Source organism: Marihabitans asiaticum (assembly GCF_007828725.1).
Classification (GTDB): domain Bacteria; phylum Actinomycetota; class Actinomycetes; order Actinomycetales; family Dermatophilaceae; genus Marihabitans; species Marihabitans asiaticum.
In genome coordinates, this window is the sequence record NZ_VIUW01000002.1 from 397,006 (window position 1) to 421,204 (window position 24,199).

Here is a 24,199-nt window from a genome sequence, read left to right on the forward strand (position 1 = left end):
CCTTCGGGCTGTTCATGGCCACCAACATCGACGACATCATCGTGCTGTCACTCTTCTTCGCCCGGGGCGCCGGCTTGCGCGGCACGACCAGGAAGATCGTCGTGGGTCAGTACCTGGGCTTCGGCGGCATACTCGTCGCCTCGGTACTGGTCTCCCTGGGCGCGGTGACCTTCCTGCCCGAGTCGGCGATCGCCTACTTCGGGCTCATCCCGTTGCTGCTCGGCCTGCTGACCGCATGGAAGGTCTGGCGCGGCGACGGAGACGATGACGACCGGGTCGCGGACAAGACGATCAGCGCCCTGACGGTCGCCGGTGTCACCTTCGCCAACGGCGGTGACAACATCGGCGTCTACGTCCCCGTCTTCGTCACCGTCGGCGCCGGCGCGGTCGTGGCCTACTGCGTCGTCTTCCTCGTCCTCGTCATGGTGCTTGTCCTGCTCGCCAAGTTCGTCGCCACCCGTAGGCCCATCGCAGAGGTCCTGGAACGCTGGGAGCACGTCCTGTTCCCTCTGGTCCTGATCGGACTCGGCGTGGCGATCCTCGTCGAAGGTGGCGCCTTCGGCCTGTAGGTAGGGGCGCATCGGTCCCTGCCCTGTCCGAATGGCGTTTGTCGCACCGGGCCAGAGTCTTCTCAGGGTCTGGCTCTACGATCCGCGTCGGGACTTCCCGCATCCTCGGCCAGACTGGCCGATCGTCCGTGTCGCCTGATGAAGGAGTGCCCGTGCGGCGCAACGTGATCCTGTCCCTCCTGCTGATCGCCGTCTTCGTTGCGGTGGTGGCCGTCGCCGTTGGCGTGACCCGCCCGCCGTCCGGCACCGGTGTCGCGGACTCGGCGCGAACGAGCTCGGCCGTGCCGGTCGTGAGGGAGGACAGCCACGTGCTCTCCGACGCCGGTGAGGGCGCGCCGGTGCTGGTGGAGTTCCTGGACTTCGAGTGCGAGGCGTGCCTGGCGGCCTACCCGCTGGTGGAGCAGATCCGCGAGGAGTACGCCGGGGAGCTGACGTTCGTGGTCCGGTACTTCCCGATCCCCAGCCACGCCAACGCGATGAACGCGGCGGTGGCGGTCGAGGCGGCGGCCCAGCAGGGCCGGTTCGAGGACATGTACACGCGGATGTACCAGACGCAGAGCGAATGGGGCGAGCAGCAGGACTCCAAGGCGCCGCTGTTCCGGCAGTTCGCCCAGGACCTCGGGCTGGACATGGCCGCCTACGACGCCGCCGTCGCCGACCCCGCCATCCAGCAGCGCGTGGAGCAGGACCGGCAGGACGGCATGGCACTGGGTGTCCAGGGAACCCCGACCTTCTTCCTGGACGGTGAGCTGCTGCAGCCCACCTCCGAGGGCGACTTCCGCGCCCAGATCGATGCAGCCGTCAACCGCTGAGCCCGCCGCGCTCACCGCTCCTTCCCAGGAGCCCGGCGCGCCGGTCGGGAGGGCCGTGGGGTGGGTCCTGCTCGTGTGCGGCTGGGTCGGTCTGTCGGCGGCGTTCGTGCTGCTGGTGGAGAAGATCCGGCTGGTCGCCGACCCGAGCTACGTGCCCAGCTGCAGCATCAGCCCGCTGCTGAGCTGCGGGTCGGTGATGAGCACCCCCCAGGCGGAGCTGTTCGGGTTCCCCAACCCGATCCTGGGCGTGGCCGGCTTCGCCGCCCTGGTCACCGTCGCCGTCACGATCATCAGCGGCGCCCGGCTGCCGTCCTGGTACTGGATCGGCCTGACCGCGGGTACGGCGCTGGGCACGGTGTTCGTGCACTGGCTCATCTTCCAGAGCGTCCACCGCATCGGTGCGCTGTGCCCGTACTGCATGGTGGTCTGGGTCGTCACCGTGGCCGCGTTCGTCGCGGTACTGGCCCGGTGGTCCCGCGCCGGGGCGCTTCCACGGTGGGTCGGAGACTACGCCGTCACGATCGTCACGACATGGTGCCTGGTGGTCGCGGCTCTGATCGCCGTCCGGTTCTGGGACTACTGGATCACCCTCGCCTAGGACGCTTGCCGCGGCTCAGGCGCCGGGACGGCCGGCATCCGGCTATGATCGGCGCATGACGATGACATCACAGAGCGCACCCGCGCCAGGCGACGGCACCCGAGCTGAAGGGCTCGACGTGGCGGCCGCGCTGTTCCACGGTCTGTCAGACCGGTCACGGTTGGCGATCCTGCAGCACCTGACGCTGGGGGAGCACAAGGTGCGCGACCTCACGGAGCACCTGGGGCTGGCGCAGTCCACGGTCAGTGCGCACCTGGCCTGCCTGCGAGACTGCGGCCTGGTGGTCTCGCGCCCGGAGGGCCGGGCCTCGATGTTCTCGCTGACCAGTGCTCCGGAGCTGCTGGACGTGCTGGACGCGGCGGAGCGCCTGCTCGCGACGTCGGGGTATGCGGTCGCGCTGTGCCCGAACTACGGCGCGGGGACCGCGGGGAACCCGGCCCCCGAGCAGCTGCGCCCCCACGCCGGGCAGGAGGCGGGGGCGTGAGCGGGCCGCAGACGCCGCAGCGGGAGGTGGCGGTGGACGCGTGCGGATGCGAGGCTCCCGTCGCCCCACCAGCTCGAGCAGGAGAGGTCGAGGAGCCGGCGACCCGGCTGTGGCAGGTGCGGGAGGTGCAGCTGGGTCTGGCCTCCGGTGCGCTGCTGCTGGCCGGGTTCCTCGCCGGGCTCGGGGGATGGGAGACCGTCGAGCTTGTGCTCGCCGCGGCGGCGCTGCTCGTGGGTGGCTCCACGTTCGTGCCGGGTGCGCTGCGCCGTCTGGCGCGCGGCAAGCTCGGCGTGGGTCTGCTGATGACGATCGGCGCGGTCGGGGCGACCCTGCTGGGGCAGGTCGAGGAGGCTGCTGCGCTGGCGTTCCTGTTCTCCCTGAGCGAGGGCCTGGAGGAGTACTCCCTGGCCCGCACCCGGCACGGCCTGCGGGCGCTGTTGGACCTGGTGCCCAAGGAGGCGAGCGTGCTCCGCGACGGCCGGGAGCTCGTGGTGGACCCGGCACAGCTGGTCATCGGCGACGTGATGGTGGTGCGGCCCGGGGAGCGGCTGGCGACCGACGGGACCGTGCGGACCGGTCGAAGCGCCCTGGACACCTCGGCCATCACGGGTGAATCCATGCCGGTGGAGACCGGGCCGGGCAAGGACGTCTTCGCCGGGTCGATCAACGGCACCGGCGCCCTGGAGGTGGAGGTCACCTCCACCGCGCAGGACAACTCGCTGGCCCGGATCGTGCACGTCGTGGAGGCCGAGCAGTCCCGCCGCGGCGCCACCCAGCGACTGGCCGACCGGATCGCCCGCCCGCTGGTGCCGGGCATCCTGGTCGCCGCAGGCCTGACGGCCCTTCTCGGCGCGCTCCTGGGCGACCCGTCGGTGTGGGTGCACCGGGCCCTGGTGATGGTCGTCGCCGCCTCTCCCTGCGCGCTGGCGATCTCGGTGCCGGTCACCAGCGTCGCCTCGATCGGGGCCGCCAGCCGCCGCGGGATCCTGGTCAAGGGTGGCGCCGCCATGGAGACCTTGGGCAGGGTGCGCACCGTCGCCCTGGACAAGACCGGCACCCTGACCCGCAACCGGCCGGCCGTGGTCGACGTCGCCACCAGCGCCGGGACCGACCGGGAGCAGGTGCTGGCCTGGGCGGCCGCGCTGGAGGCCCGCAGCGAGCACCCGCTCGCCGCAGCGATCCTGGCCGCCGCCGACCGGGCGCCTGCCGCGCAGGACGTCGACGCGGTGGTCGGCGCCGGGCTGGTCGGGACCGTGGACGGTGCCCGGGTCCGGCTGGGCAAGCCCGACTGGGTCGACCCGGGCACCCTGTCCGGGGACGTCATCAGTATGCAGCGGGCGGGGGCGACCGCGGTCGTGGTCGAGGTCAACGGTCAACCGGTCGGCGCGATCGCCGTCCGGGACGAGCTGCGGTCCGAGGCCGCCGAGGTCATCGCCCGCTTCCGCGACCGCCGCTACACCGTGGCCATGCTCACCGGCGACAACCACGCCACCGCCGCAGCGCTGGCCGCCCAGGCCGGGATCGAGCAGGTGCACGCCGACCTGCGCCCGGAGGACAAGTCGAAGGTCGTCACCGGGCTGCGCGCCCACGGCGCGACCGCGATGGTCGGCGACGGCGTCAACGACGCACCAGCGCTGGCGACCGCGGACGTCGGCGTGGCGATGGGCGCCATGGGCACCGACGTGGCGATCGAGACCGCCGACGTGGCCCTGATGGGCGATGACCTGCGGCTGCTGCCGTTGGCGTTCGACCACGCTCGCCGCACCCGGACGATCATGCTGCAGAACGTCGTGCTGTCCCTGGTCCTGATCGCGGTCCTCATCCCGTTGGCCCTGTTCGGTGTGCTTGGCCTGGCAGCCGTGGTGCTGGTCCACGAGCTGGCCGAGGTCCTGGTCATCGCCAACGGCGTCCGCGCCGGACGCACCCGGCAGCTGCCCACCCTGACCGCCTCCCCGGCGGATCCCGCCCGTCTGGAAGGAGCGACTGCATGAGCGCCGGTCACGACCACGGCGTCGGGACCAGCCACAGGGGCCGGCTGGCGGTCGCGTTCGCGATCACCGCGACCATCCTGGTCGCCGAGGTGATCGGTGCCGTGTGGACCGGCTCCCTGGCGTTGCTGGTCGACGCGGGGCACATGCTCACCGACGCCGCCGGGCTGGCCATGGCACTGGTCGCCGCGTCGCTGGCGCTGCGCCCACCCACCCCGGCCCGGACCTGGGGGTTCCGCCGTGCAGAGGTCCTCGCCGCCGGCGCCCAGGCGACCGTGCTCCTCGGGGTCGGGATCTACGCCTTCGTCGAGGGCGTACGGCGGCTCTACGAACCGCACGAGGTCAGCTCCACCGGCCTGCTCCTCTTCGGCATCGTCGGCCTGGCCGGCAACATCGCCTCGATGCTGGTCCTCAGCACCGGTAGGGCCGCGAACCTGAACATGCGCGCCGCGTTCCTCGAGGTCGTCAACGACGCCCTCGGGTCCGTGGCCGTCATCATCAGCGCCATCGTCATCGCGACCACCGGGTGGGTCCGCATCGACGCGATCGCCGGCATGGTCATCGCCGCCCTCATCGTGCCCCGGGCGATCGCCATCCTGCGCGAGGCCGGCCACATCCTGCTGGAGTCGACCCCCAAGGGTCTGGACCTGGACGACGTCCGTGCCCACCTGCTCGCCGTCCCGCACGTTCAGGACGTGCACGACCTGCACGCCTCCACCATCGCCACCGGACTGCCCGTGCTGACCGCCCACGTCGTCCTCGACGAGGAGTGCTTCACCGACGGCCACGCCGCCGAGATGCTCGCCCAGCTCCAGGACTGCGTCGCCGCCCACTTCACCGTCAGCATCGAGCACTCCACCATCCAGCTCGAACCCCCGCACCACGCCGAACGCGAGCACGCCGCCCATGCATAGGCTGGCCCGTCCGGTCCGGACGGGCCATGGATACTTCCTGCTGGTGCTCGCGGCACGCATGCTGCTCGGTCTGCTGGGCGGTGCCGCCCTGTGGCTGGCGTTCCCGGGGAACGACGTGTGGTGGCTGGCGATCGTCGGGTGCGCTGCGCTCGCGCTGGCCACGGCCGGGGCGTCTTGGTGGGTCGGTGCGCTGTCCGGGTTGCTGTTGGGACTGGCCTGGTTCACGCCGATGTTCACCTGGGCCGGCACCTACGCCGGCGCTCCGGCCTGGCTTGCCATGAGCGTGGCCTCCGCCTTCTACCCGGCCGCCCTCGGCGTGCTGCTGACGCTGCTGCAGCGCACGGGCGCGGTCCGCCCCGTCGTCGGTGCCGCGGCGTGGGTACTGATGGAGTGGGCACGCTCGGTCACCCCGTTCGGCGGCTTTCCCTGGGCACGGCTGGGCTTCAGCCAGGCGGACTCACCGATGCTCGGCGCCGTCAGCCTCCTGGCAGTCCCGGGATTCGGCTTCCTCCTCGCCTTGACCGGTGGTCTGCTCGCCGTGGCCGTGCAGCGGTTCCTCGCACCTGGGCGCACGCACCTGGGCAGGGCCACCGGAGCGCTGGTTGCTGCCGCTGTCCTGGTGGTCGGGCCGGTGCTGGTTCCCCGCCCGACCGGGGGAGAGCCGGTGCGCGTGGCCGCGCTCCAGGGAGACATCCCCGAGGGGTACACCCGGACCCTGACCGCCGAGCCGGGGACGATGCTCAACCGGTATGCCGACCGCACCCACGAGCTAGCGGCCCGTGTCGACGCCGGCCAGACTGCGGCTCCGGACCTGGTCGTGTGGCCCGAGGGCGCCACCGACCTGGACCCGCTGGACCCGCGGGTCGGCCAGGCGGCCACCGACCAGATCATGGCGGCAGTGGAAGCCGTCGGCGCCCCGCTGGTGCTCGGTGGCCTGTCCCGACAGGGCGGTGCCGGGCCACCCGCCAACATGGTGTTCAGCTACCTGCCCGGGCTAGGGCTCGACCAGACGTACAGCAAGATCTATCTGGCGCCCTTCGGTGAGGTCATGCCGCTGCGCCCGCTCCTGAGGCACCTCAGCCCGTGGGTGGACCGGATCGTCGACCTCAGCGCCGGCGACCGCCCCGGCGTGGTGCCGGTGCCGCTTGCCGACGGCCGGCCCGTGGACCTGGGCCTGGCCATCTGCTTCGAGATCGTCGTGGACCGGGCAGTGCGCGACCTCGTCACCGGCGGCGCGCAGCTGCTCGTGGTCCCCACGAGCAACGCCTGGTTCGGCGAGGGAGACCAGTCCGTGCAGCATCTGGCCATCTCCCGGGTCCGGGCGGTCGAGTACGGCCGCTCCGTCGCGCACGTCAGCAACGTCGGTGTCTCCGGACTCATCACCCCGGACGGAGTCGTTCACCAACGCAGCGACCCGTACACCCAGGCGACCCTGCTGGGGCAGCTGCCGGTGCGCACCGAGCAGACCCTCGCCGTCCACACCGGCCCCTGGGTCGTACCCGCCGCCGCCCTCGTCGTCGCCGTTGGGCTCTTCTGGCAACCACGGCGACGGCTGCCTCGCCGTGGATCACCCGGGGCCCACACAGGCGCCTGATCCAAGGTGGGGGCCATCACGCCAGGGGCGGCTTATCCGTGGCGTACGGCAGAGAGTCCGACCCCGACGGCCACGCTCGCCGCGAGGAAGAGCGTGAAGAAGCGATACAGGCCCACGGCTGCTCCCCCGCCACGCACCGCGGTCGCGAAGATCACGAGGGCCGCCAGCAGCACCAGCCCCCCAACGGCGACCACCACGGGGATCCCGGGCATACCACCGACAAGAACGATGCCGCTACCGAGGTTCCACGCCATGACCTCGGACCAGACTCGCCACGACGCCAGGTCCGACCCGCCCACGAACGCCTGACCGCCAGCAAGGACGATCTGGCCGACCCCGACCACTAGCACGAGGTAGGCAGCTGCCCATGACCCCATGGGCAGCGCCAGAGGCCCTGTGACGGCAGCGAGCAACCCACCCAGCACGACCCCCACGGACCCGAGGACCAGGAAGGGTCGATAGCTGGTCCAGACCTGCCGGTCCACCACGAACTCGGCTGGCTCAGCACGGGACATGCGATACCTCTCCGAAGACTGCAACGACCCGGTCCCCGCGACTCCGCGGCCCCGGGCGACGGATGAACCACGCCTCGGCGGGGCAACCAGAACCGGGGCACCGCAGGTACAGCGGCAACCTGCAAGCACACGGTAGGTGTCAATGGCCAGTTGTAGGCGACCGGTGCTTCACCAGTTGGCCGCTGAGCCGAGTTGGACAGGCTCGCCGGTCACCGGCGTTCCGGACACCACATCTGCAGCCCGACGAGGGCCCGGGCTATCGGCACGATGCGCAAGGGCAACCGCACTGCGGGACGACTGCTGGAGCCCGCATGAACTGAGGTTCGAGCCGGACGTCGTCGCACTCATGGGCGTGAGCACCACCTGGTCGTGACGCCTGGACCGGACACCTGTTCGACCCGCCGTGAGCCATGGTGTCCACCATGAGCACGGCGCGGAGCTGGACAGTCAGCGCTGGGTGGCGTGGTCGGACACTCGAGGCACCTCGGGGGGGGATGGGTCGATGCAGGCGTGCGGCCCTCTGGATTTACTTTACATAACGTGGATTATCGGCTATTTCTTATACGCACTTATAGTGCGCGCAGGTTACACCGACCAACGGCGCATCGAGATGGGTCAGCGTCAGTGGAGCAGTCGCTCGAACGCCTCAACGACGAGCCGGCACACCTGGGTCAAGTCCGCTGAGGTCGTGTGCGGTGACGATGGCCGAGATACCTGAGCAACTCGTCCCGTTCGTGGAGGCCGGCTAGGTCGCAGTTAGTCCAGCACCGCTGGGTCGACTTTCACTGCCTCACACATCTTGTTGAAGTGGTCCGGGTCGACGGAACGCAGGAACTGCATGCAGCGCCGAATATCTCCCTGGACGGCGCGAGCGTCCAACACCTCGACCGTCTCTGGGCCCTCGCCATGCGAGAAGCGGTTGCAGAAGTCGTACACGTCGCGGTGGGGTTCGGACGGCTGCTCCGTGACGAGATACTCCAGCTGCTGCAGGAAGTTCGGGCGGTGGGGAGCCTTATAGCTGGCAAAGACCTCCAGCACCCGACGCACTGCGTTCGGAAGTAGGAAGAGGCGTTCGTGATCGTGGTCGTCCGCATCCTTGATCCCCTTCATCACCATCAGGAAGAGGTAGCCGTACTCGGTCGTGCTATTGCGAAGCAGGTTCGGGAGCGGCCCCATCTTCGAGGACCGCTCACCGTCAACGGTGGCGGCGAATAGTTCCAGGAACGAGACGCGCGGGAAGTGGAGCTCGGCGGCGTCCTGCTTCCCGATCTGCTTGGCAGAGTCGTTCCACTTGTTGCGGTGAGAAGTGATGAACAGGCGCAGCAAGTTGAAGTCGTGGGTGAGTACGATGTACTGACCGAACTCCTTCAGCGTGCTGATGAGCCACTGATGGGTGGCAAACAATGATTCGCGGTCAAGCGAGCTGGAAGGGTCGTCAATGACGACGATGCGGTCTTTCGGCTCGACGCCGCGGGTCTTCTGATCCTCGAGATTCCGCAGGAAGTAGAGCAGTGACAGTGTGGTGCGCTCGCCCTCGCTGAGGTTCGTCGCCGGCTCGTCTCCGCGCCGGCACGAGTAGGACCTCCCATCGCCGGTCACGGCGATGGTGAGGTGGTGCTTTCCGTAGACGCGAGCCAGGTCGGCCGTCAGCTGATCCGCCATCTCTTTAGTGGTGAAGGACTCCTGCTGTAGGCGGTCAAGCGCCTTCTCCGCCAGCGACGCAGCGTGCGTAGCCACGTCCAGCTTGTTTTTCGCAGCGCCCGCCTCCTCCTCCAGGTCCCGGAACTTCCGGCTGTCGGAGCCCACGATGTGGTCGAAGACGAGCTTGAGGCGCTCAGTCTTCAGCTCGTCGTGGCGATGGACCTGCTCGTTGTGCTGTGTCACCGCTTCCACGAGGACCGTTGTGGGTACAGAATTTGGCACAACGCCAATGTCCGGCGGGGGTGGGGTGCTGTTGGGATCCAAAATCTTCTCCTTGAGGGCAGTCTCGACTCGCTCCAGTCGCTCCACCTGTGCCTGGACTTCGGCCTTGGCTACCTTGACGGCATGCTGGTAGGCCGCCCGCAGGTCACTGGCCAGTGCTTCGGGTGCAGGAAGGGAAGCGGGCCAAGCTGTCAGGGCGTTCCTGTGCCGTGTCACGCTGTCCAGCAGTCGTTGGCTCTCACTGCGGATTTGTAACCAACTCTCGTCAAAGTGGCGGGCGAGCTGCTGGCGCCGTTCCTCATCAATGGAGCCCTCACAGAAGAGACAGTGTTCGCGTTCCCGATGCAGCACTTGCCCGCGCTCGACCCACGCCTGAGCCGCTGCGTCAGCCTCCAGCTCTGCCAGCGTGACGCTGGTGGGCGTGCGGCCAAGCAGCTCTTCGAGGGGCTCAAGCTCTTCAGCGAGGGACGGGGCAGGCGCAAGGGTGGGGACGGCAGTGGGTGCGTCTTCGCCAAGCCACAGCAAGGCCTCGGTGTGCGTGGCGAGGTCGGGAAAATCGGTCCGGGGAGTCCGCAGAAGGTCGCTGACCTTGCTCACCGAGAAGCGGCTCTTCGTGTAGTGGTTGTAGTCGAAGCGCTGCAACTCCGTGATTAGACGGTCCTGCACCGCGCGGGCCAACTCGGTGACCTTCTTCTCGGCTTTGCCCCTCGCGCCCTCGACCTTGTCCGCCTCACTTCGGAGGCGCTCGATCTCGCCAGCGAGGCGCTCTTCCTCCTCCTTGGCGCCGATGGCCGCCTCGCCCAGAGTGACGATGGCGTCGGCATTCTCGCCCGCCAGGAACTGGTCCAGGTTCGCTTGCACCCACTTGCGTGTGAACACAGCCATGGCCGGTGATGGGCACGGGGTGCCCGAGCGCACCGTTTGGGTCCGGCCGTCCTTCGGCTCCCACAGCACCTCCGCGGCCGCACTCTGCCCGGAAAGATCAAGCAATAGCTCCGCAAGGGTGGACTTGCCGCTGCCGTTGTGACCGTAGATCACCGTGCCCTTGCCCAGGGGCGCGTCGGCAGGCCAGAAGCCGGGCGTCAATGACCGCCACGGGTTCTTCACATCGAGTCGTCGAAGCATGAGCTGACGATAGTTGTGGCCGTCGACACTGGCATGGCGTGCGTAGGCGGAAGGGCCACCCTCGCCCCCTGCCGCGAGGAGGCGACCACCCGCTAACGCTTAGGCACTGGTGAAGACAGGCATCACACCGCAGGCTCGTACTGCTGCACGCTGACAGCGACGTCAGTCAAAGTGCCCTCGCCTGCCCCCACGTACCTGAAGACCGGGGTCTTACACCCGTCCAGCACCATCCAGCCAGCGGAGCCCGTGGTGGCGCAAGCCACAACAGGGCAACGCACCCTCGTCATCGCTGTAGCGGAATCGTTCGTTTACGGGACGACAGGCCGTCCCATATGACGCACCGTCACCGGACAACCCTTCTCGGGCGGTCTTGCGAACATTCGGGCGTGGGTTTCCGCCGATGACCTGCACCGCCTCCGCAACGGGTTCCTCCTACGGGACGGACAACTGGACCGACCGCAACCGCTGCGAGGGCGGACCACTGAGCGTGTCCACGGCCGTGACAAAGTCCCCGCTGGTGGCCATGTGAGGTCCCCGCTGGTGGCCAGGTAGAAGTCCCCACCCTCTGCTCGTGTCGTCCATGAGCTGAGCCCCTTGGCGGTGGACGGTGGCGGTGTCTAGCCAGTCACCGCACCGCCCAGGGAGCTCCATTGAAGAACATGAGGGAAGAGTTGGACATCATCACCGTCTACCAGAAGGTCGGCACCTACCGAGGAGCCGCGGACATCTGCGGCACCACGCACAAGACCGTCAAGCGCGTCGTGGAGCGTCACGCCGCGGGCCAGGACCGTCCGGTGCGTGCACCGCGGCCGGCGAACTACGAGGACGTGCGCACGCTCGTGGCCCAGGACGTCAAGGACACCAGGGGCCGGATCAGTGCCAAGCGGCTGCTGCCCAGGGCCCGCGCTGCCGGGTACACCGGCTCGGCCCGCAACTTCCGCCGCCTCGTGGCCCAGGAGAAGAAGGGGTGGCGGGCCCAGCACGGGCGGACCCACCGGCCGGCGTCGTGGTCCCCGGGTGAGCACCTGGTCATCGACTGGGGCGTGATCGCCGGCGTGCACGTCTTCGCCGCGGTGTTGGCCTGGTCAAGGTTCCGGTTCGTCCGCTTCGCCGCTGATGAGAAGGCCGCGACGACGATGGCGATGCTGGCCGAGTGCTTCGAGGTCCTCGGCGGCACACCCAAGGTCGTCCTCGCCGACCGGATGGGGTGCCTGAAGGGCGGGGTGGTCGCCAACCGGGTCGTGCCCACGCCCGACTATGTCCGCTTCGCCACGCACTACCGGTTCCGGCCTGACTTCTGCGAGGCGGCGGACCCGGAGTCCAAGGGGATCGTGGAGGCCCTCGTCCGCTACGGCAAGGACGACCTGGCCCGCCCGCTCATCCTCGAGCATGCCGGTTCCGGGGACCTGGCCGCCGGCGCCGCCCGGGTTCTGGCCGACCTCGGTGGCGCCAACCAGCGCGCGGCGGACTGGTGTGCGGCGGTCAACGCCGCGCTCCACTCAGAGATCGCCGCCGTCCCGGACCAACGGTTGGCCAAGGAGGTGGACCTGCTCACCGAGCTGCCCTCGCTGCGCCCGCTCATCGGGCCAGCACCGGTGAGGCGCAAGGTCGACAAGCTGTCCACGATCCGCCTGGGTTCGGCCCGGTACTCGGTGCCCACCGCGCTGATCGGCACCCAGGTCGGTGTCCTCGTCGACGGCGCCCGGGTGCTGATCCTGGACGTCGGTACCGGGGAGGTCCACGCCGAGCACCCCCTCGTTGGCCCGGGTGAGGCTTCGGTCCTCGATGAGCACTACGGAGGTGCTCGCCCACCGGTCCCGGTGCGGGCGATCCGCCCGCGCAGCGCGGCGGAGAAGGACTTCTGCTCCCTCGGTGCGGCCGCGGAGGCGTTCATCGCCGGTGCCGCCGGCGCCGGGCACACCCGCCTGGGTCCAGAGCTGGCCGAGCTGAACACCCTCACCGCCGCCCACGGACAGGCCGCGATGGTCGCAGCCCTGGAGCGAGCCACCGCCTTTGGTCGGTGGAAGGCCAGCGATGTCCGCTCGATCCTGGCCGCCGGCACCGGCGTCCCGACCCCGCGCCCGGCCGGGGACGCGCTAGTCATCGACCTGCCGACCAGTACGGGGCGGTCGCTGGCCGAGTACGCCCCGGCCACCAAGGCGGTGTCCTCGTGAGCACCACCGCACCACCGTTGGACGCGGACCTGACCGCGGGGCTGCGCCGGTTGAAGCTGGCCGCGATGCGTCAGCTCGCCCCCGAGCTGCTCATCACGGCCAAGACCCAACGCTGGACACCGGAGGAGGTGCTGCGGGCCCTGGTCGTGGCTGAGATCGCCGCCCGGGACGCCTCCAACGAACGAGCACGCATCAAGGCCGCGGCCTTCCCGGTGCTCAAGACGATCGAGGAGTTCGACCTGGCCGCGTCCTCGATCCCGGCGCCGACGTGGGCGTACCTGACGTCCCTGGAGTGGGTCAGGGCCAGAGAGAACGTGGCTCTGATCGGCCCCGCGGGGACGGGCAAGTCGCACACGCTCATCGCACTTGGTCACGCGGCCGTCCTGGCCGGGCACCGGGTCCGGTACGTGACCGCGGCCGACCTCATCGAGACGCTCTACCGCGGCCTTGCCGACAACACCGTCGGCAAGACCATCGAGGCCCTGCTGCGCAACGATGTCGTCCTGGTCGATGAGATCGGCTTCGCCCCGCTGGACGACACCGGCGCCCAGCTGCTCTTCCGGTTCGTCGCCGCCGCCTACGAACGCCGCTCCCTCGGCGTCGCCTCACACCACTCCTTCGAGGACTGGGGACGGTTCCTGCCCGAGCACACCACCGCCGTATCCATGCTCGACCGGCTGCTGCACCACGCCACCACCGTGGTCACCAACGGCCAGTCCTACCGCATGCGCCAAGCCCGTCAACGCCGAGGAGGTGAGCAACCCACCCCCTGATCAACCCCGCAGAGGGTGGGGACTTCCACCTGGCCAAAACCGGGGACTTCCAACTGGCCGTTGACAGAGCGTTAGGGGGTCCCGTCCGGCTCCGATGCCCTCTCCAGGCTTCGGACCGCTGCCAGGCGGTGGAGCTCAGACCGTCGGATGAGGAGTGCGGCAACGGGCGCCCGCGATCGCGCTGGCGGCGTGATGATTGGTCGTCATTCGCGCCCTTTGGTTCCTTCGCGCACCATCCGACGATGTTCGCCGCGGCCGGCGGCGTGCCCGCGTTGCGGGCGGAGTCGTTCAGTCGCGAGCGATGTGAAGGGCGACCCAGAGCGCGCACCTTCGGCAGATGTAGGCCGGTTCGCTCCCGAGTGCGTGGAGCGACCTTCGTGGCCGCTGGCGGCCGCAGCACGAGCATCGTTGCTGGGTGTCATCGGCCATGTCGCGATGGTGCCACGGGCCGGTGACCTTCGCGGGTCACAGGTAGCGGCAGACGTCCTCGGGGGAGCATGTGGCCGGGTCGCCGGTGGTGGCGTGCTCGCGCAGGATGGCGATCGTGGTGCGTAGCTGCGCGAGCTCGGCGAGCTGCCGGTCGATGACCGCGAGGCGGGTGTCGAGCAGGTCGGTGACGTGCTGGCAGGGGGCCTGGCCCCGGTCTCGGATGGCCAGCACCTGGCCGATCTGGGCCAGGGTCAGCCCGGCGGCTTGGCCCCGGCGGATGAAGTGCAGCCGGTCGAGCACCTCGGGGCCGTAGTCCCGGTACCCCGCCGGGCTGCGGTCGGGGTCGGGGAGGAGTCCGACGTCCTCGTAGTACCGCAGGGTCTTAGCTGTCGTGCCCGACGCCTGAGCCACCTCACCGATCCGCATGCCACTCATTCTGCCTTGACCTTCCAGTGCACTGGAAGGTCGATCCTGGTCCTGAGGCGCGGCAACAAGGGAGGACTTATGACGGCAACGGACAAGGGCAGGTCGTATGACCTGGCAGTGATCGGGTCCGGTGGGGCGGCGTTCGCGGCCGCGATCCGCGCCACCACCCTGGGCAAGCGGGTGGTGATGATCGAGCGCGGCACCATCGGCGGTACCTGCGCGAACACCGGGTGTGTGCCCTCCAAAGCCCTGCTCGCGGCCGCCGAGGCCCGCCACGTCACACTCGACGCCGCCCGGTTCCCCGGTCTGCCACTCCCCGACGCCCCACCGGTCGACATGCCCGCCATGGTCGCCGGCAAGGACAAGCTCGTCGGATCGCTGCGCAGCGAGAAGTACGCGGCCCTGGCCGCCGAGTACGGGTGGGCCCTCCACCCCGGCGAGGCCACCTTCGTCGGCACACCGACTGAGCCGGCACTCCGCGTGACCGGCCCGGACGGCACGGCGGAAACCGTCCGGGCCGCGCACCACCTCATCGCTACCGGCTCCACGCCCTGGGCGCCGCCGGTCCCCGGCCTGCAGGAGGCCGGTTATCTGACCTCGACGACCGCGATGGAGCTGGACCACGTCCCGGAGTCGCTGCTGGTCATCGGCGGCGGCTACGTCGCCATGGAGCAGGCCCAGCTCTTCTCCCGCCTCGGTGCCCAGGTCACCATGCTCGTCCGCTCACGGCTGGCCTCCCACGAGGAACCCGAGGCCGCCACCGCCCTGGAAGAAATCCTCGCCGACGAAGGCATCGAGATCATCCGCGGCGCGGTGCCCACCGCGGTGCGCCGCGACCCGGCCACCGGCGAGGTCACGGTCACCGCCACCACCGCCGACGGCTCACACGAGCTCCGCGCGGCCGAGCTCCTCGTTGCCACCGGCCGCCGCCCGGTCACCGGCACGCTCGGCCTCGACACCATCGGCGTGCGCGCCGGCAAGCGCGGCGAGGTCATCATCGACAGCCACCTGCGCACCACGAACCCGCGGATCTGGGCCGCGGGTGACGTCACCGCCCACCCGCAGTTCGTGTACGTCGCCGCGGCCCACGGCGCCCTGGTCGCCGACAACGCCCTCACCGGAGCCGGCCGGGAGGTCGACTACCGCCACCTGCCCCGGGTCGTGTTCACCAGCCCCGCCCTGGCCTCCGTCGGAATGACCGACCGGCAGGCCCGCACTGCCGGGATCCGCTGCGACAGCCGCGTCCTGCCCCTGGCGCACGTCCCGCGCGCCATCGTCAACCGTGACACCCGCGGGCTCATCAAGATCGTCACCGACGCCGACACCGGCCGCATCATCGGCATCACCGCCCTCGCCCAGGACGCCGGTGACCTCGCCGCCGCCGGCGTCTACATCCTCGAGGCCGGCATGACCACCGACCAGGTCGCCAACCTCTGGAGCCCCTACCTGACCATGGCCGAAGGCCTCAAACTCACCGCCCAAACCTTCACCACCGACATCACCAAACTCTCCTGCTGCGCAGCATGAACCCGCACAGGGATCCCTATACCGGAGCGTCGAGCCTGGCGACCTCTCTCGTTCGCTTTGGCTCCGTCAGAGACCGAACGCTCCTCCGCTGACGAGGATGACGATGCCGAGGCCGATCAGGACGATGGGGAACAGGATGTGTTCCCAGCGCTCGAGGACTTCAGCGATCGGCGGCCGGGTGGCAACGAACTTGGCGACTACGACCAGGACCGCGACGAGCGCGAGGAAGACGAGGCAGTAGGCGACCACTGCGATGGGTTCCACGCTGAGGAAGACGGGGACATAGACGCCGATGTTGTCTCCGCCGTTGGCGAAGGTGACTCCTGCGACGGTCCACGCGCTGACCTTCGTGCCCGTGACCTTGGCGTCATCGTCGTCATCGTCTCCGCGCCAGGCTTGCCATGCAGCCCAGAGACCGAGGGCCAGGGGGATGAGCCCGAAGTACGGGATAGCTGCTGAGGGCAGGAATGCTCCGGCTCCGATAGTCACCAGCACAGCGGCACCGAGGATGCAGGCGAACCCCACGTACTGGCCGACCAAGATGCGGGTGGTCGTCCCGCGTTGGCCCGCGCCGCGGGCGAAGAACAAGGAGAGCACGATGATGTCGTCGATGTTGGTCGCGATGAACAGGCCGATTGCCTGCAGGACCGCAGCCAGGATCACGCGCCCGCCTCTGCTGCGTCGCATCCGTGCACCGAGCAGGCAGGATCGATGCACGGGGCGTTCTCGTCAACCGCGAGGGTGACGTCAACCAGGGCGGTCAGCGCCTGCGTCAGGTGGGGATCGGCGATCTCGTAGCGCGTCTTGCGGCCCTCGGGTTCGGCAGCAACGATGCCGCAGTCGCGCAGGCACGCCAGATGATTGGACACGTTGGAGCGTGTGAGGTCCAGATCGCGGGCCAGCTCTGCCGGGTAGGCCGGCCGGTCGAGCAGCGTCAGGATGATCCGGGACCTGGTCGGGTCGGCCAGCGCGCGGCCCAACCGGTTCATCACGTCCAGGCGAGAAGCAATGGTCAGCATGCGCTGAACTATACAGCGAGGACTGAAGTGGTTTTACGCAGCCCGGAGTCGCTAAGCGTGCGAACGAGGCTGTGTCAGTTGGGGATCGTCAAGTGAGACACCCGCAGGCCGCGGCCCCCGGCCATGCGTGTCCTGTGACTTTTGAGTTTAAATGGCGGGGTTCTTCAGACGCTTCGTGGCGGGCCGGGGTCAGGTGACGCCGATGACCAGGGTGCTTTGGGCGGCTTCGATGACATCGTTGGTGATGGTGTCGAGTTCGTTGATCTTCAGCACGCGCTGGATCTGGGGGATGAGGCGTTCGAGCAGCCGGAAGTTGCCGCGGGTGACACGCGCGATGGCGGCGATGGCTTGGGCGTCGGTGAAGTCTTCGGGGTCGAGGGTCTTGCCGAGGGAGCGCCAGTGTCGTTGCAGGACGAACAACAGTTCGTCCTGACCCAGGGGTCGGTATTGATGGGCGAACCCGACCCGGCTGTAGAACTGGGGGTAGTGGCTGAACTGCTTCTCCAGTCCGGGCATGCCGATCAGGATCAGTGCGATGTCGTCTCGGTCGTAGCGGTCGCGCAGCAGTTCCAGGGCGGCGGGGCGAAGCCGTTCGGCCTCGTCGACGATGATCAGCTCGACGTAGTTCCTGCTGCGGCGCCATCCCCCAGGTCTCGGGCGTGACGTCGCCGTGCGGCGCGAGGTGCTGTTCGATGCAGATGTTGGTGCGGGTGATGGCCTGATTGAGCTCATCCTTCAGGGTCCGCGGGGTGGTCAGCACGCTGGGGGTGTAGAGCACGGTGCGGCTCCGGTTCAGGGCGGCGTAGATCTTGGCGTCATCGTCGGAGCGCGGCCCCCAGTAGGTCAGCAGATCGTGGGCCTTGTCCCAGTGCGCGTAGCGGCGCGCCGAGAGCGTCTTGCCCACTCCGGCCGGCCCGAAACACAGGCCGATGGTGTGGCCGCGGCGCACGGCGTCGGCGAACTCGGTGAAGCGGCGGTGTTCTTTGGTGACGATGAAGCGCTGGCTCACCTCAGGTCCTCCTTGTAGACCTTCAACTTCCGTTTCGGCGTCTGCGCCGCCGCTGGTTCCTCCGCGGGAGGTGGTGTCTCGGTGGTGTGTGCGGCCACGACAGCGATGCGTTCGTTGATGCCGGCCCGTAGTGCCCGGCGTCTCGCGTTGCGAGCGGCCTGGATCTCTTTGAGGCTGACCTTCTGGTCGTGGTGCTCCTGGTTGACGGCCTTGCAGAGGAACTCGTCGTGGTCGAAGACGCGGATCTCGGTGATGTCGCGAGGGTCGTAACGGATCACGACCGACTGTCCGACGTAGCCGGCCAGGGTCGGGGAGACGTAGCGCAGGCCCTGGAATCGGATGCCATCGCGGCGCACGACGCGGGTCTTGGCCACGTTCAGCAACAGTCCGTCGAGAGCTTCCAGGCTCTCGGGCATGCGGGGCAGCCAGCCCTCGGCGATCCACGCGCTGCGCGGGGAGGTGCCAATCTCGCTGTGCGTGCGGTCGTTGTAGGTGGCCACGAACCTTTCGACGGCGGTGTCGAGCTCGGCCAGGGACAGTGTCGGTGTTGGCCAAGGCTGGCCTTCGCCGATGTATCCGGGCAGGTTGGCCAGCAGCTCGGTGTTGACGGTGCCGAAGAACCGCTCGATCTTGCCCCGGCCCTGGGGGCGGGCGACGGTGGAATGGATCAGCCGGATGTGGAGGTCGACGGCGGTGCCGGCGAGCTGGTGGCTGATGAAGTCGCTGCCGTGATCGACGTAGAGCACGTCCGGTAGGCCGCACATCGGCCAGGCCGGGTCGGCCTTGTGCCAGATCGCCTGCCGCAGCGCCAGCGCGGTGTTCATCGCCGACGGTGCGCCCAGGAAGACGGTATAGCCGCAGATCGCTCGGGAGCAGTCATCGAGGATGGTCGTCAACCACGGCCGGGCAGGCTTGCCATCGGTGCCGACTACCAGGATGTCGAGCATCGTGTGATCGGACTGCCACATCGCGTTGGGCCACTCCGCCTGCCGGCGCAGCACCAGCTCGTGCTTGTCGCGGTAGGACGCCGCGCCTTCCAGGGCGAGGGTGACCATGCCCGGGTCCAGGGCGCGCACGATCTCCCACACCACCGAATAGGACGGGACCGGCCACCCGTGGATGCCGCAGATGCCGGTGACCTTGCGATGGATCGTGGCGATAGCCGGCCGCGGCTTGCTCAGCGCCAGACCCTCGATCACGTGGACGAGATCGGTCGGCAAGCGGTGGGTGCCGGCGTCCATTCGCGGGGCCGTCTCCAGGCCCGCATAGCCGTCGGTCCGGTAGCGGGCGTGCCAGCGCTCCAGGGTCCGCAGCCCGACGCCGGACTCGCGGGCCAGACGCGCGAGCGGAACCTCGTCCTCCACATGGAGCCGGAGAATGCGCCACCGCGCCGCAGCGTCCATCGCGCACCTACTGCACGAGGCTCTCGCGGCCACGCTGCGCGCGCTCAAGGGCACGGTAGACCGTGGAGCGGCCGACGCTGAACAGCTCGGCCAGCTCGCCCACGGTGTGCTCCTTGGCGGCATGCAGGTGGACGAGGTGAGCCTCCTGTCGTGGGGTGAGCTTCGGAGACTTCCCGCGCAGCCGGCCCTTGGCCTTGGCGACCTTCATCCCTTCGCGGGTGCGGGCGCGAATGAGGTCGGCTTCGAACTCGGCGACCATCGCCAGCACGTTGAACAACAGCTTGCCCATCGGGTCCGTCGGGTCATACACCGACCCGGCGATGCTGAGTTTCACCTCGCGGGCCGCGAGGTCATCGGCAATCTCGTGAGCATCGCGCACCGAACGTGCCAACCGGTCGAGCTTGGTGACCACGAACGTGTCACCGGCCCGGCATGCCGCCAGCGCCTGCCGCAGCCCGGCGCGATCCGCATTGCGGCCGGTCAGTCCGTGATCGACGTATATGCGCATCGCGTCGACACCGAGAGCGCTGAGGCCATCGCGCTGGGCGGTGAGGTCCTGTTCATCGGTGGAGACCCGGGCGTACCCGACCTTCAAAGCGGACATGCTTCTAAATGTGTCATATAAGGCCCCGTCACCGAACAGTTCACCGGACGGGTCTTACGGGACACCCCGTCAGGCATGCTATCGGACTCCCATGTCGAGAGTGGGTGTGTCCGGTCGAGGTTCCCCTACCGGAGCGCCTGGTTGCGCGTTGTCTCGGTCGCTGGTGAGGGCCCAGTGTCCGGCGTTCGACGAGGTCGGGTCCACCTCCCGGGCATCCCCGGTTTGGTGGCGCAGTCGAGGGCGGTCGCGATGCCGTGAAGAAATAGCCACGGCGCGAGGGCCGCCAGATCCGTGAGGTGGTGCAGCGCGTGAACGCCGGGCGGGGGCTCGGTGTGGGTCAGCCTGCTCACGACCCAGGCGGCCACTACGGCGGTGGCGGCGTTCTGCCGTCGGCCGCTGGCCCACGCCCGGGTGCCGTCGGAGGTGGTGGCTGCGGCGAGCCACCAATCCCGTCGAGTGAGGGCGGGTGCGGTGTTGGCGGAGGCGAGCAGTGCGGGGCGTAGGCCGTGGAGGCGCGCGGCTCGCACGGTGAGGGCGCCGAGCTGGGGTGGGTCGAGCGCGATCCGGGACACGACGTCGACGCCGAGGTCGCGGGCCAGGGTGTGTTGCTCGGCGAAGTCGACCCAGTGCAGGGTGCGGTGACCGAAGCCGGCCGGCAGCGACGCATGACGAGCGGGGTGGGGCGGCGAGCTGGTCGAGCATCCAGCGGGTGGCGCTCGGGCCGTGCTGCTCACCGAGTCCGAGCACCAGGTCTAGGTCGAGGAATCCCATCGCGGGTGCTTGGGCGTGCGCAGCAGCCGCGAGCAGGTTTGTCAGTCCTGGGGCGAGGCCGGCTTCGGTGACGACGGTGCGTTGCGCAGCTCGGGCCTCGGCTTCGAGGTGGCGCAGGGCGGTGAGGTGGTCGGTGTCGGCGCTGAGGTCGATCAGGTGACAGCCGGCGCCAAGCACGGTGCGCGCGATCTGGCCGTGGTCGTCGAGGCCGCTGGCGTCGACTACGACCCGGCTCTCGGCTGCGAAGGCGGCCAGTGTCGTGGCGTCGCGGGCATCGAGGGCATGGAACTCCACCTCGGAGCCAAGCGCGGTCGGTCGGCGGCGGGACGCCGCGAGGACCCGGTGCTCGGTGCCGTCCAGTAGCCGCAGTAGCTCGCGACCGACGGCCCCGGACCCGCCGAGGACGAGGACGCCTGGACGTGCCGGGCGGCGAGGGTGCGCCGCATCGGCGCTGGTTTTTGGGACCTCAGGAGCTGAATGCACCGCGGCCTCCATCGTCGAGGTGAATGTGAACAGGCATGTTCGGTTTACTCCGGTACCCCCAACTTGTACAGCACTGTTCGAGATACGTCAGGAAGGGGGCCGCCGTGACCGACTCACAGGCACGCACGTCGGAGAGCACGCGTGCTCGACGTTCCGACGCCCAACGCAGCGTCGCTGCGATCCTGGAGGCCGCGCAGGCCTGCCTCGCCCTCGATCCGGACGCGAGCACTGCCGAGATCGCCCGGGCGGCGGGGGTCGGGCGGGTCACGCTCTACGGGCACTTCGGCAGCCGCCTCGAGCTGGTCGACCAGACCTTTGCCCGCTCGATGGCCCGAGCGGAGGAGACCCTGGACCAGGTCGATCTCAGTGGTGACGCGCGCGACGGGTTGGCCCGGTTGATCGGTTCCTCCTGGACGTTGATCGCCCGCTCCCGCAGCATCCTGGTGGCCGCGCAGCGCACCCTTCCGCCCGAACGCATCCGCGAGCTGCACGACCGGCCCATGCGACGGGTGCAGGACCTCATCGAGCGCGGGCAGGCCGTAGGGGCCTTCCGCACCGACCTGCCGACCACCTGGATGGTGGCGACCTTCTACAGCGTGCTGCACGGCGCCGCCGACGAGATCACCGCCGGTCGTCTCGACAGCGACAGCGCGGCCGACCTGATCACCTCGACCATCCTGCCGTGCTTCGCACGCGACCCTGCCCCATCCCGGTGACCCCGCCCCGAACCCACCCGAAGGAGGTGACGGGCACCGGCCCCCGGGAGGGCGGTCGCTGGCCGCTCAGGGCTGGCCGATGGCCTGCCTCAGCTCGGTGAACCAGGCGACGTCGGCGTCGAAGGCCTTGCCGCCGGCAACCCGGTCGAACTCGATCGCGCGCAGCTCGTCCCCGCGCTCCTCGTCGTGCCCGATGAGCCCCGACCCGCCCTCGAGGGCGACATCGACGGCGTGATCGGTGCACTCCTTGATCAGCGCGAGGTCCTCGCTGTTGGCGGCAGCCGAGCGAGCGAAGTACCCGGACTTCTGGACCATGACCTTCTCCGCCCCGACCAGACCGGCGAACTGCTCGCCGAACCACTTCCCGGGGTTGACCTTGTCGAGCTGGACGTGGCCGAAGGGGTCGCGCGGCACCTCCTCACCCTGCGCCTCGAGCTGCGCGACGATGTCGTCGACGCCGGCGCCCTCGCTGAGGAAGATGTTGACGCACCCGATCTCGTCCATGACCGCGCGGAGTCGCTCTGCCTCGGCGTCGAGGTCGACGTGGCTCTCTGGGACGAAGACGGCATGCACGTCCCACCGACGGGGATCGTTGCCGATCGCGGGGACGAACTGCTGCTGCTGGACCCAGGCGTGGTGACGGCGTGCGGTCTCGGCGGTCAGCCAGCCGCAATGCCGCCCCATCACCTCGTGGATGATGAGCATCCGGGGGTTGGAGGAGTGCTCGGCGAGGACGTTGCGCGCGAAGATCGCGCCCTGCTCCGCCGCGGTCCAGGCACCCAGGCTCTGACGGACCGGGACGACGTCGTTGTCGATGGTCTTGGGCAGGCCGACGACCTGCAGCCCGTAGTCATGCCTCGCCAGGTAGGCGGCGAGGTCGGCGGCGGTGGTGTTGGTGTCGTCGCCGCCGATCGTGTGCAGCACGTCGACACCGTCGGCCTGGAGCTGCTCGGCCGCGACCTGAAGCGGGTCGGACCCGTCGGGCACGAGACCGCGCTCCACGCAGTCCGCCACGTTGGTCAGCTTCACCCGGCTGTTGCCCAGCGGGCTCCCGCCGAAGTCGTGGAGTCGGTCGGCATGAGCGCGTACCTCATCGGTCACCTCGATGGAACGTCCGGTCAGCAGGCCGGCATAGCCGTCCACGTACCCGATGATCCGCGCATCCGGTGCAAGCTCGGTGTAGCGCTGGATCAGACCGCCCACCGCTGAGGAGAGACACGGGGCGAGGCCGCCCGCGGTGAGCATGGCGACGGTCTGGACAGTCATGACGTGGTGCACGGCCTCTCGATGTGGTCCGCGGGCCGGACGAAGGGCTTGACCTCGGGGACCTCGGTGACGGGGACGAGCCCAGCGTATTGATTCCCGAGCACGAGGTCGATGCTCTCGCCCTCGCGGTTGTCCACCTCGGTCAGCACCGCGTCGTCGACGTAGTCGTCCAGCCTCTTCGCAGCCTTCGCGCCGTCCGGTCCGAACCGGATGATGGCGACATCGTCCGGGAGGAACGCGCCGGTCGGATCGTTGCCCGTCTCGCCGGGCTTGAAGCCACGCTCCGCGAGCTCGTCGGAGACATCCTGTGCCAGGCCCTCGCGGAAGGTCGTGTTGTACACCGACACGGTGATCTCACTCGGGGCCGGCGGCGGCGGCTCCGGCTCGTCGCGCAGACGGTCGTAGCCGTACCCCAGCACCAGCTGCACGTCGGAGCCGGCCCGTCCGTCGGCCCAGAGCTTGGACCCGGGGACCTGCTGCTGCAACAGGGCCGCGTTGTCCCGGCCGTCGGCGCCGTGGTAGATCGTCGCGGCCCCCTTGACGTAGACGTTGTCGTCGGCGTTGCCGACCTCGCCGACGACGAAACCACGCTCCTGCAGGCTGCGGCTGACCGACCCGGCCAGACCGTCGGTGTCGTTGGAGTTCAGGAGCGTGATGGTGAAGGAGTCACGGGCTGGCGCGACGACGCGCTCGGCGACGCAGGTCGGCTCGGATGTGCCGAGAAGATCGAGGCTGTAGGCCGTCGCCACCGTCGCGGATGCGAGCACAAGTCCCGGAAGGGTCAGGAACATCACGGCCCTGCGCCGGCGCCGGCGCGCCAGCTCACGCTTCGCGGCAGGGTCCAGCTCGTCCACCCGGAGGACCTCGTAGCCCGCGGTGGGGCGCTCGGTCCACCTCCCCTGCTCCTCGGCCATCGGTGCAGCCCCCTTCATCTCACGTCGGTTGTCACAATTGTCACACAAGCACCATTGCTCACATCCGTCACATTAGTCACAGGTGCGTATCGACCCACCCGCTCGCGACGCCCGTCGACGGCAGCATCCGACCACATGCCGGTTGCCCCTTCGTGAACGCAGC

The 24,199-nt window shown here is 69.3% G+C and carries 21 protein-coding genes and 2 pseudogenes; 11 read left to right on the forward strand and 12 right to left on the reverse strand.

What is annotated here, in order from left to right; genetic code table 11:
* The first annotated feature begins 14 nt into the window (after positions 1-14).
* The 7 genes from FB557_RS06460 (at position 15) to lnt (ending at position 6,959) form a co-directional block, all read left to right on the forward strand.
* Positions 15-569, forward strand: coding sequence for a cadmium resistance transporter (locus tag FB557_RS06460; RefSeq protein WP_075818543.1), 555 nt, complete (start codon positions 15-17; stop codon positions 567-569).
* Positions 570-721: 152 nt separating this feature from the next.
* The gene (locus FB557_RS06465) at positions 722-1,381 is read left to right on the forward strand and encodes a DsbA family protein (RefSeq protein ID WP_144856755.1); all 660 of its coding nucleotides are present in this window, start codon (positions 722-724) and stop codon (positions 1,379-1,381) included.
* 55 nt (positions 1,382-1,436) lie between these two features.
* Positions 1,437-1,979 carry a vitamin K epoxide reductase family protein gene (locus FB557_RS06470; protein ID WP_010148049.1) on the forward strand — a complete coding sequence of 181 codons (543 nt, stop codon included), beginning with the start codon at positions 1,437-1,439 and terminating at the stop codon, positions 1,977-1,979.
* A 55-nt stretch (positions 1,980-2,034) separates the two neighbouring features.
* On the forward strand, positions 2,035-2,463 hold the full coding sequence (locus FB557_RS06475) for an ArsR/SmtB family transcription factor (protein ID WP_010148050.1): 429 nt from the start codon (positions 2,035-2,037) through the stop codon (positions 2,461-2,463).
* Positions 2,460-4,454: a heavy metal translocating P-type ATPase gene (locus tag FB557_RS06480; protein ID WP_006593158.1), complete on the forward strand. Its 1,995-nt coding sequence runs from the start codon at positions 2,460-2,462 to the stop codon at positions 4,452-4,454. The genes FB557_RS06475 and FB557_RS06480 overlap by 4 nt, the downstream gene beginning before the upstream one ends.
* Entirely contained in the window at positions 4,451-5,365 is a 915-nt protein-coding gene (locus FB557_RS06485; RefSeq protein WP_006593157.1) for a cation diffusion facilitator family transporter, read from the forward strand. The genes FB557_RS06480 and FB557_RS06485 overlap by 4 nt, the downstream gene beginning before the upstream one ends.
* Positions 5,366-5,408: 43 nt before the next feature.
* Entirely contained in the window at positions 5,409-6,959 is a 1,551-nt protein-coding gene (gene lnt / locus FB557_RS06490) for an apolipoprotein N-acyltransferase (protein WP_246074505.1), read from the forward strand.
* 32 nt (positions 6,960-6,991) lie between these two features.
* Here the strand turns inward: lnt and FB557_RS06495 are convergent, their stop codons facing one another.
* Together FB557_RS06495 and FB557_RS06500 are read right to left on the reverse strand one after the other, a co-directional pair.
* Positions 6,992-7,474 carry a hypothetical protein gene (locus FB557_RS06495; protein WP_144856759.1) on the reverse strand — a complete coding sequence of 161 codons (483 nt, stop codon included), beginning with the start codon at positions 7,472-7,474 and terminating at the stop codon, positions 6,992-6,994.
* Positions 7,475-8,230: 756 nt separating this feature from the next.
* Positions 8,231-10,522: an AAA family ATPase gene (locus FB557_RS06500; protein WP_144856761.1), complete on the reverse strand. Its 2,292-nt coding sequence runs from the start codon at positions 10,520-10,522 to the stop codon at positions 8,231-8,233.
* Between the two features lie 650 nt (positions 10,523-11,172).
* Between FB557_RS06500 and istA the strand changes: the two genes are divergently transcribed.
* Both istA and istB read left to right on the forward strand, forming a co-directional pair.
* On the forward strand, positions 11,173-12,696 hold the full coding sequence (istA, locus tag FB557_RS06505) for an IS21 family transposase (protein ID WP_144856763.1): 1,524 nt from the start codon (positions 11,173-11,175) through the stop codon (positions 12,694-12,696).
* Positions 12,693-13,469 (forward strand): IS21-like element helper ATPase IstB, encoded by a 777-nt coding sequence (gene istB / locus FB557_RS06510; protein ID WP_246074507.1) that lies wholly within the window; start codon positions 12,693-12,695, stop codon positions 13,467-13,469. The genes istA and istB overlap by 4 nt, the downstream gene beginning before the upstream one ends.
* A gap of 465 nt (positions 13,470-13,934) precedes the next feature.
* On the opposite strand, the gene FB557_RS06515 is transcribed toward istB, so the two are convergent.
* Positions 13,935-14,324, reverse strand: coding sequence for a heavy metal-responsive transcriptional regulator (locus FB557_RS06515; RefSeq protein WP_028708020.1), 390 nt, complete (start codon positions 14,322-14,324; stop codon positions 13,935-13,937).
* A 78-nt stretch (positions 14,325-14,402) separates the two neighbouring features.
* On the opposite strand from FB557_RS06515, the gene merA reads away from it, so the two are divergent.
* Positions 14,403-15,851: a mercury(II) reductase gene (gene merA / locus FB557_RS06520; RefSeq protein ID WP_144856765.1), complete on the forward strand. Its 1,449-nt coding sequence runs from the start codon at positions 14,403-14,405 to the stop codon at positions 15,849-15,851.
* 66 nt (positions 15,852-15,917) lie between these two features.
* Here the strand turns inward: merA and FB557_RS06525 are convergent, their stop codons facing one another.
* From FB557_RS06525 to FB557_RS14875, 7 genes and pseudogenes are all read right to left on the reverse strand, one after another.
* Positions 15,918-16,514: a cadmium resistance transporter gene (locus tag FB557_RS06525; protein ID WP_030153505.1), complete on the reverse strand. Its 597-nt coding sequence runs from the start codon at positions 16,512-16,514 to the stop codon at positions 15,918-15,920.
* A complete protein-coding gene (cmtR, locus tag FB557_RS06530) occupies positions 16,511-16,870 on the reverse strand; it encodes a Cd(II)/Pb(II)-sensing metalloregulatory transcriptional regulator CmtR (RefSeq protein ID WP_028708027.1) in 360 nt (119 codons plus the stop codon). The genes FB557_RS06525 and cmtR overlap by 4 nt, the downstream gene beginning before the upstream one ends.
* Positions 16,871-17,059: 189 nt before the next feature.
* Positions 17,060-17,879, reverse strand: a pseudogene (locus FB557_RS06535) (AAA family ATPase).
* A complete protein-coding gene (locus tag FB557_RS06540; protein ID WP_144856767.1) occupies positions 17,876-19,282 on the reverse strand; it encodes a Mu transposase C-terminal domain-containing protein in 1,407 nt (468 codons plus the stop codon). The pseudogene FB557_RS06535 and the gene FB557_RS06540 overlap by 4 nt, the downstream one beginning before the upstream one ends.
* Positions 19,283-19,289: 7 nt before the next feature.
* Positions 19,290-19,886, reverse strand: a complete 597-nt coding sequence (locus FB557_RS06545) for a recombinase family protein (protein WP_065361615.1) — start codon at positions 19,884-19,886, stop codon at positions 19,290-19,292.
* Between the two features lie 125 nt (positions 19,887-20,011).
* The gene (locus FB557_RS14535) at positions 20,012-20,620 is read right to left on the reverse strand and encodes a hypothetical protein (protein ID WP_246074509.1); all 609 of its coding nucleotides are present in this window, start codon (positions 20,618-20,620) and stop codon (positions 20,012-20,014) included.
* Positions 20,621-20,786: 166 nt separating this feature from the next.
* Positions 20,787-21,152 (reverse strand): annotated as a pseudogene (locus tag FB557_RS14875) (saccharopine dehydrogenase NADP-binding domain-containing protein); the annotation flags it as partial.
* Between the two features lie 92 nt (positions 21,153-21,244).
* On the opposite strand from FB557_RS14875, the gene FB557_RS06555 reads away from it, so the two are divergent.
* A complete protein-coding gene (locus FB557_RS06555) occupies positions 21,245-21,856 on the forward strand; it encodes a TetR/AcrR family transcriptional regulator (RefSeq protein WP_211356503.1) in 612 nt (203 codons plus the stop codon).
* Positions 21,857-21,922: 66 nt separating this feature from the next.
* Here the strand turns inward: FB557_RS06555 and FB557_RS06560 are convergent, their stop codons facing one another.
* Both FB557_RS06560 and FB557_RS06565 read right to left on the reverse strand, forming a co-directional pair.
* Positions 21,923-23,122 carry a pyrophosphate--fructose-6-phosphate 1-phosphotransferase gene (locus FB557_RS06560; protein ID WP_144856773.1) on the reverse strand — a complete coding sequence of 400 codons (1,200 nt, stop codon included), beginning with the start codon at positions 23,120-23,122 and terminating at the stop codon, positions 21,923-21,925.
* Positions 23,119-24,036: a LytR C-terminal domain-containing protein gene (locus FB557_RS06565; RefSeq protein WP_170236219.1), complete on the reverse strand. Its 918-nt coding sequence runs from the start codon at positions 24,034-24,036 to the stop codon at positions 23,119-23,121. The genes FB557_RS06560 and FB557_RS06565 overlap by 4 nt, the downstream gene beginning before the upstream one ends.
* Between the last annotated feature and the right edge of the window lie 163 nt (positions 24,037-24,199).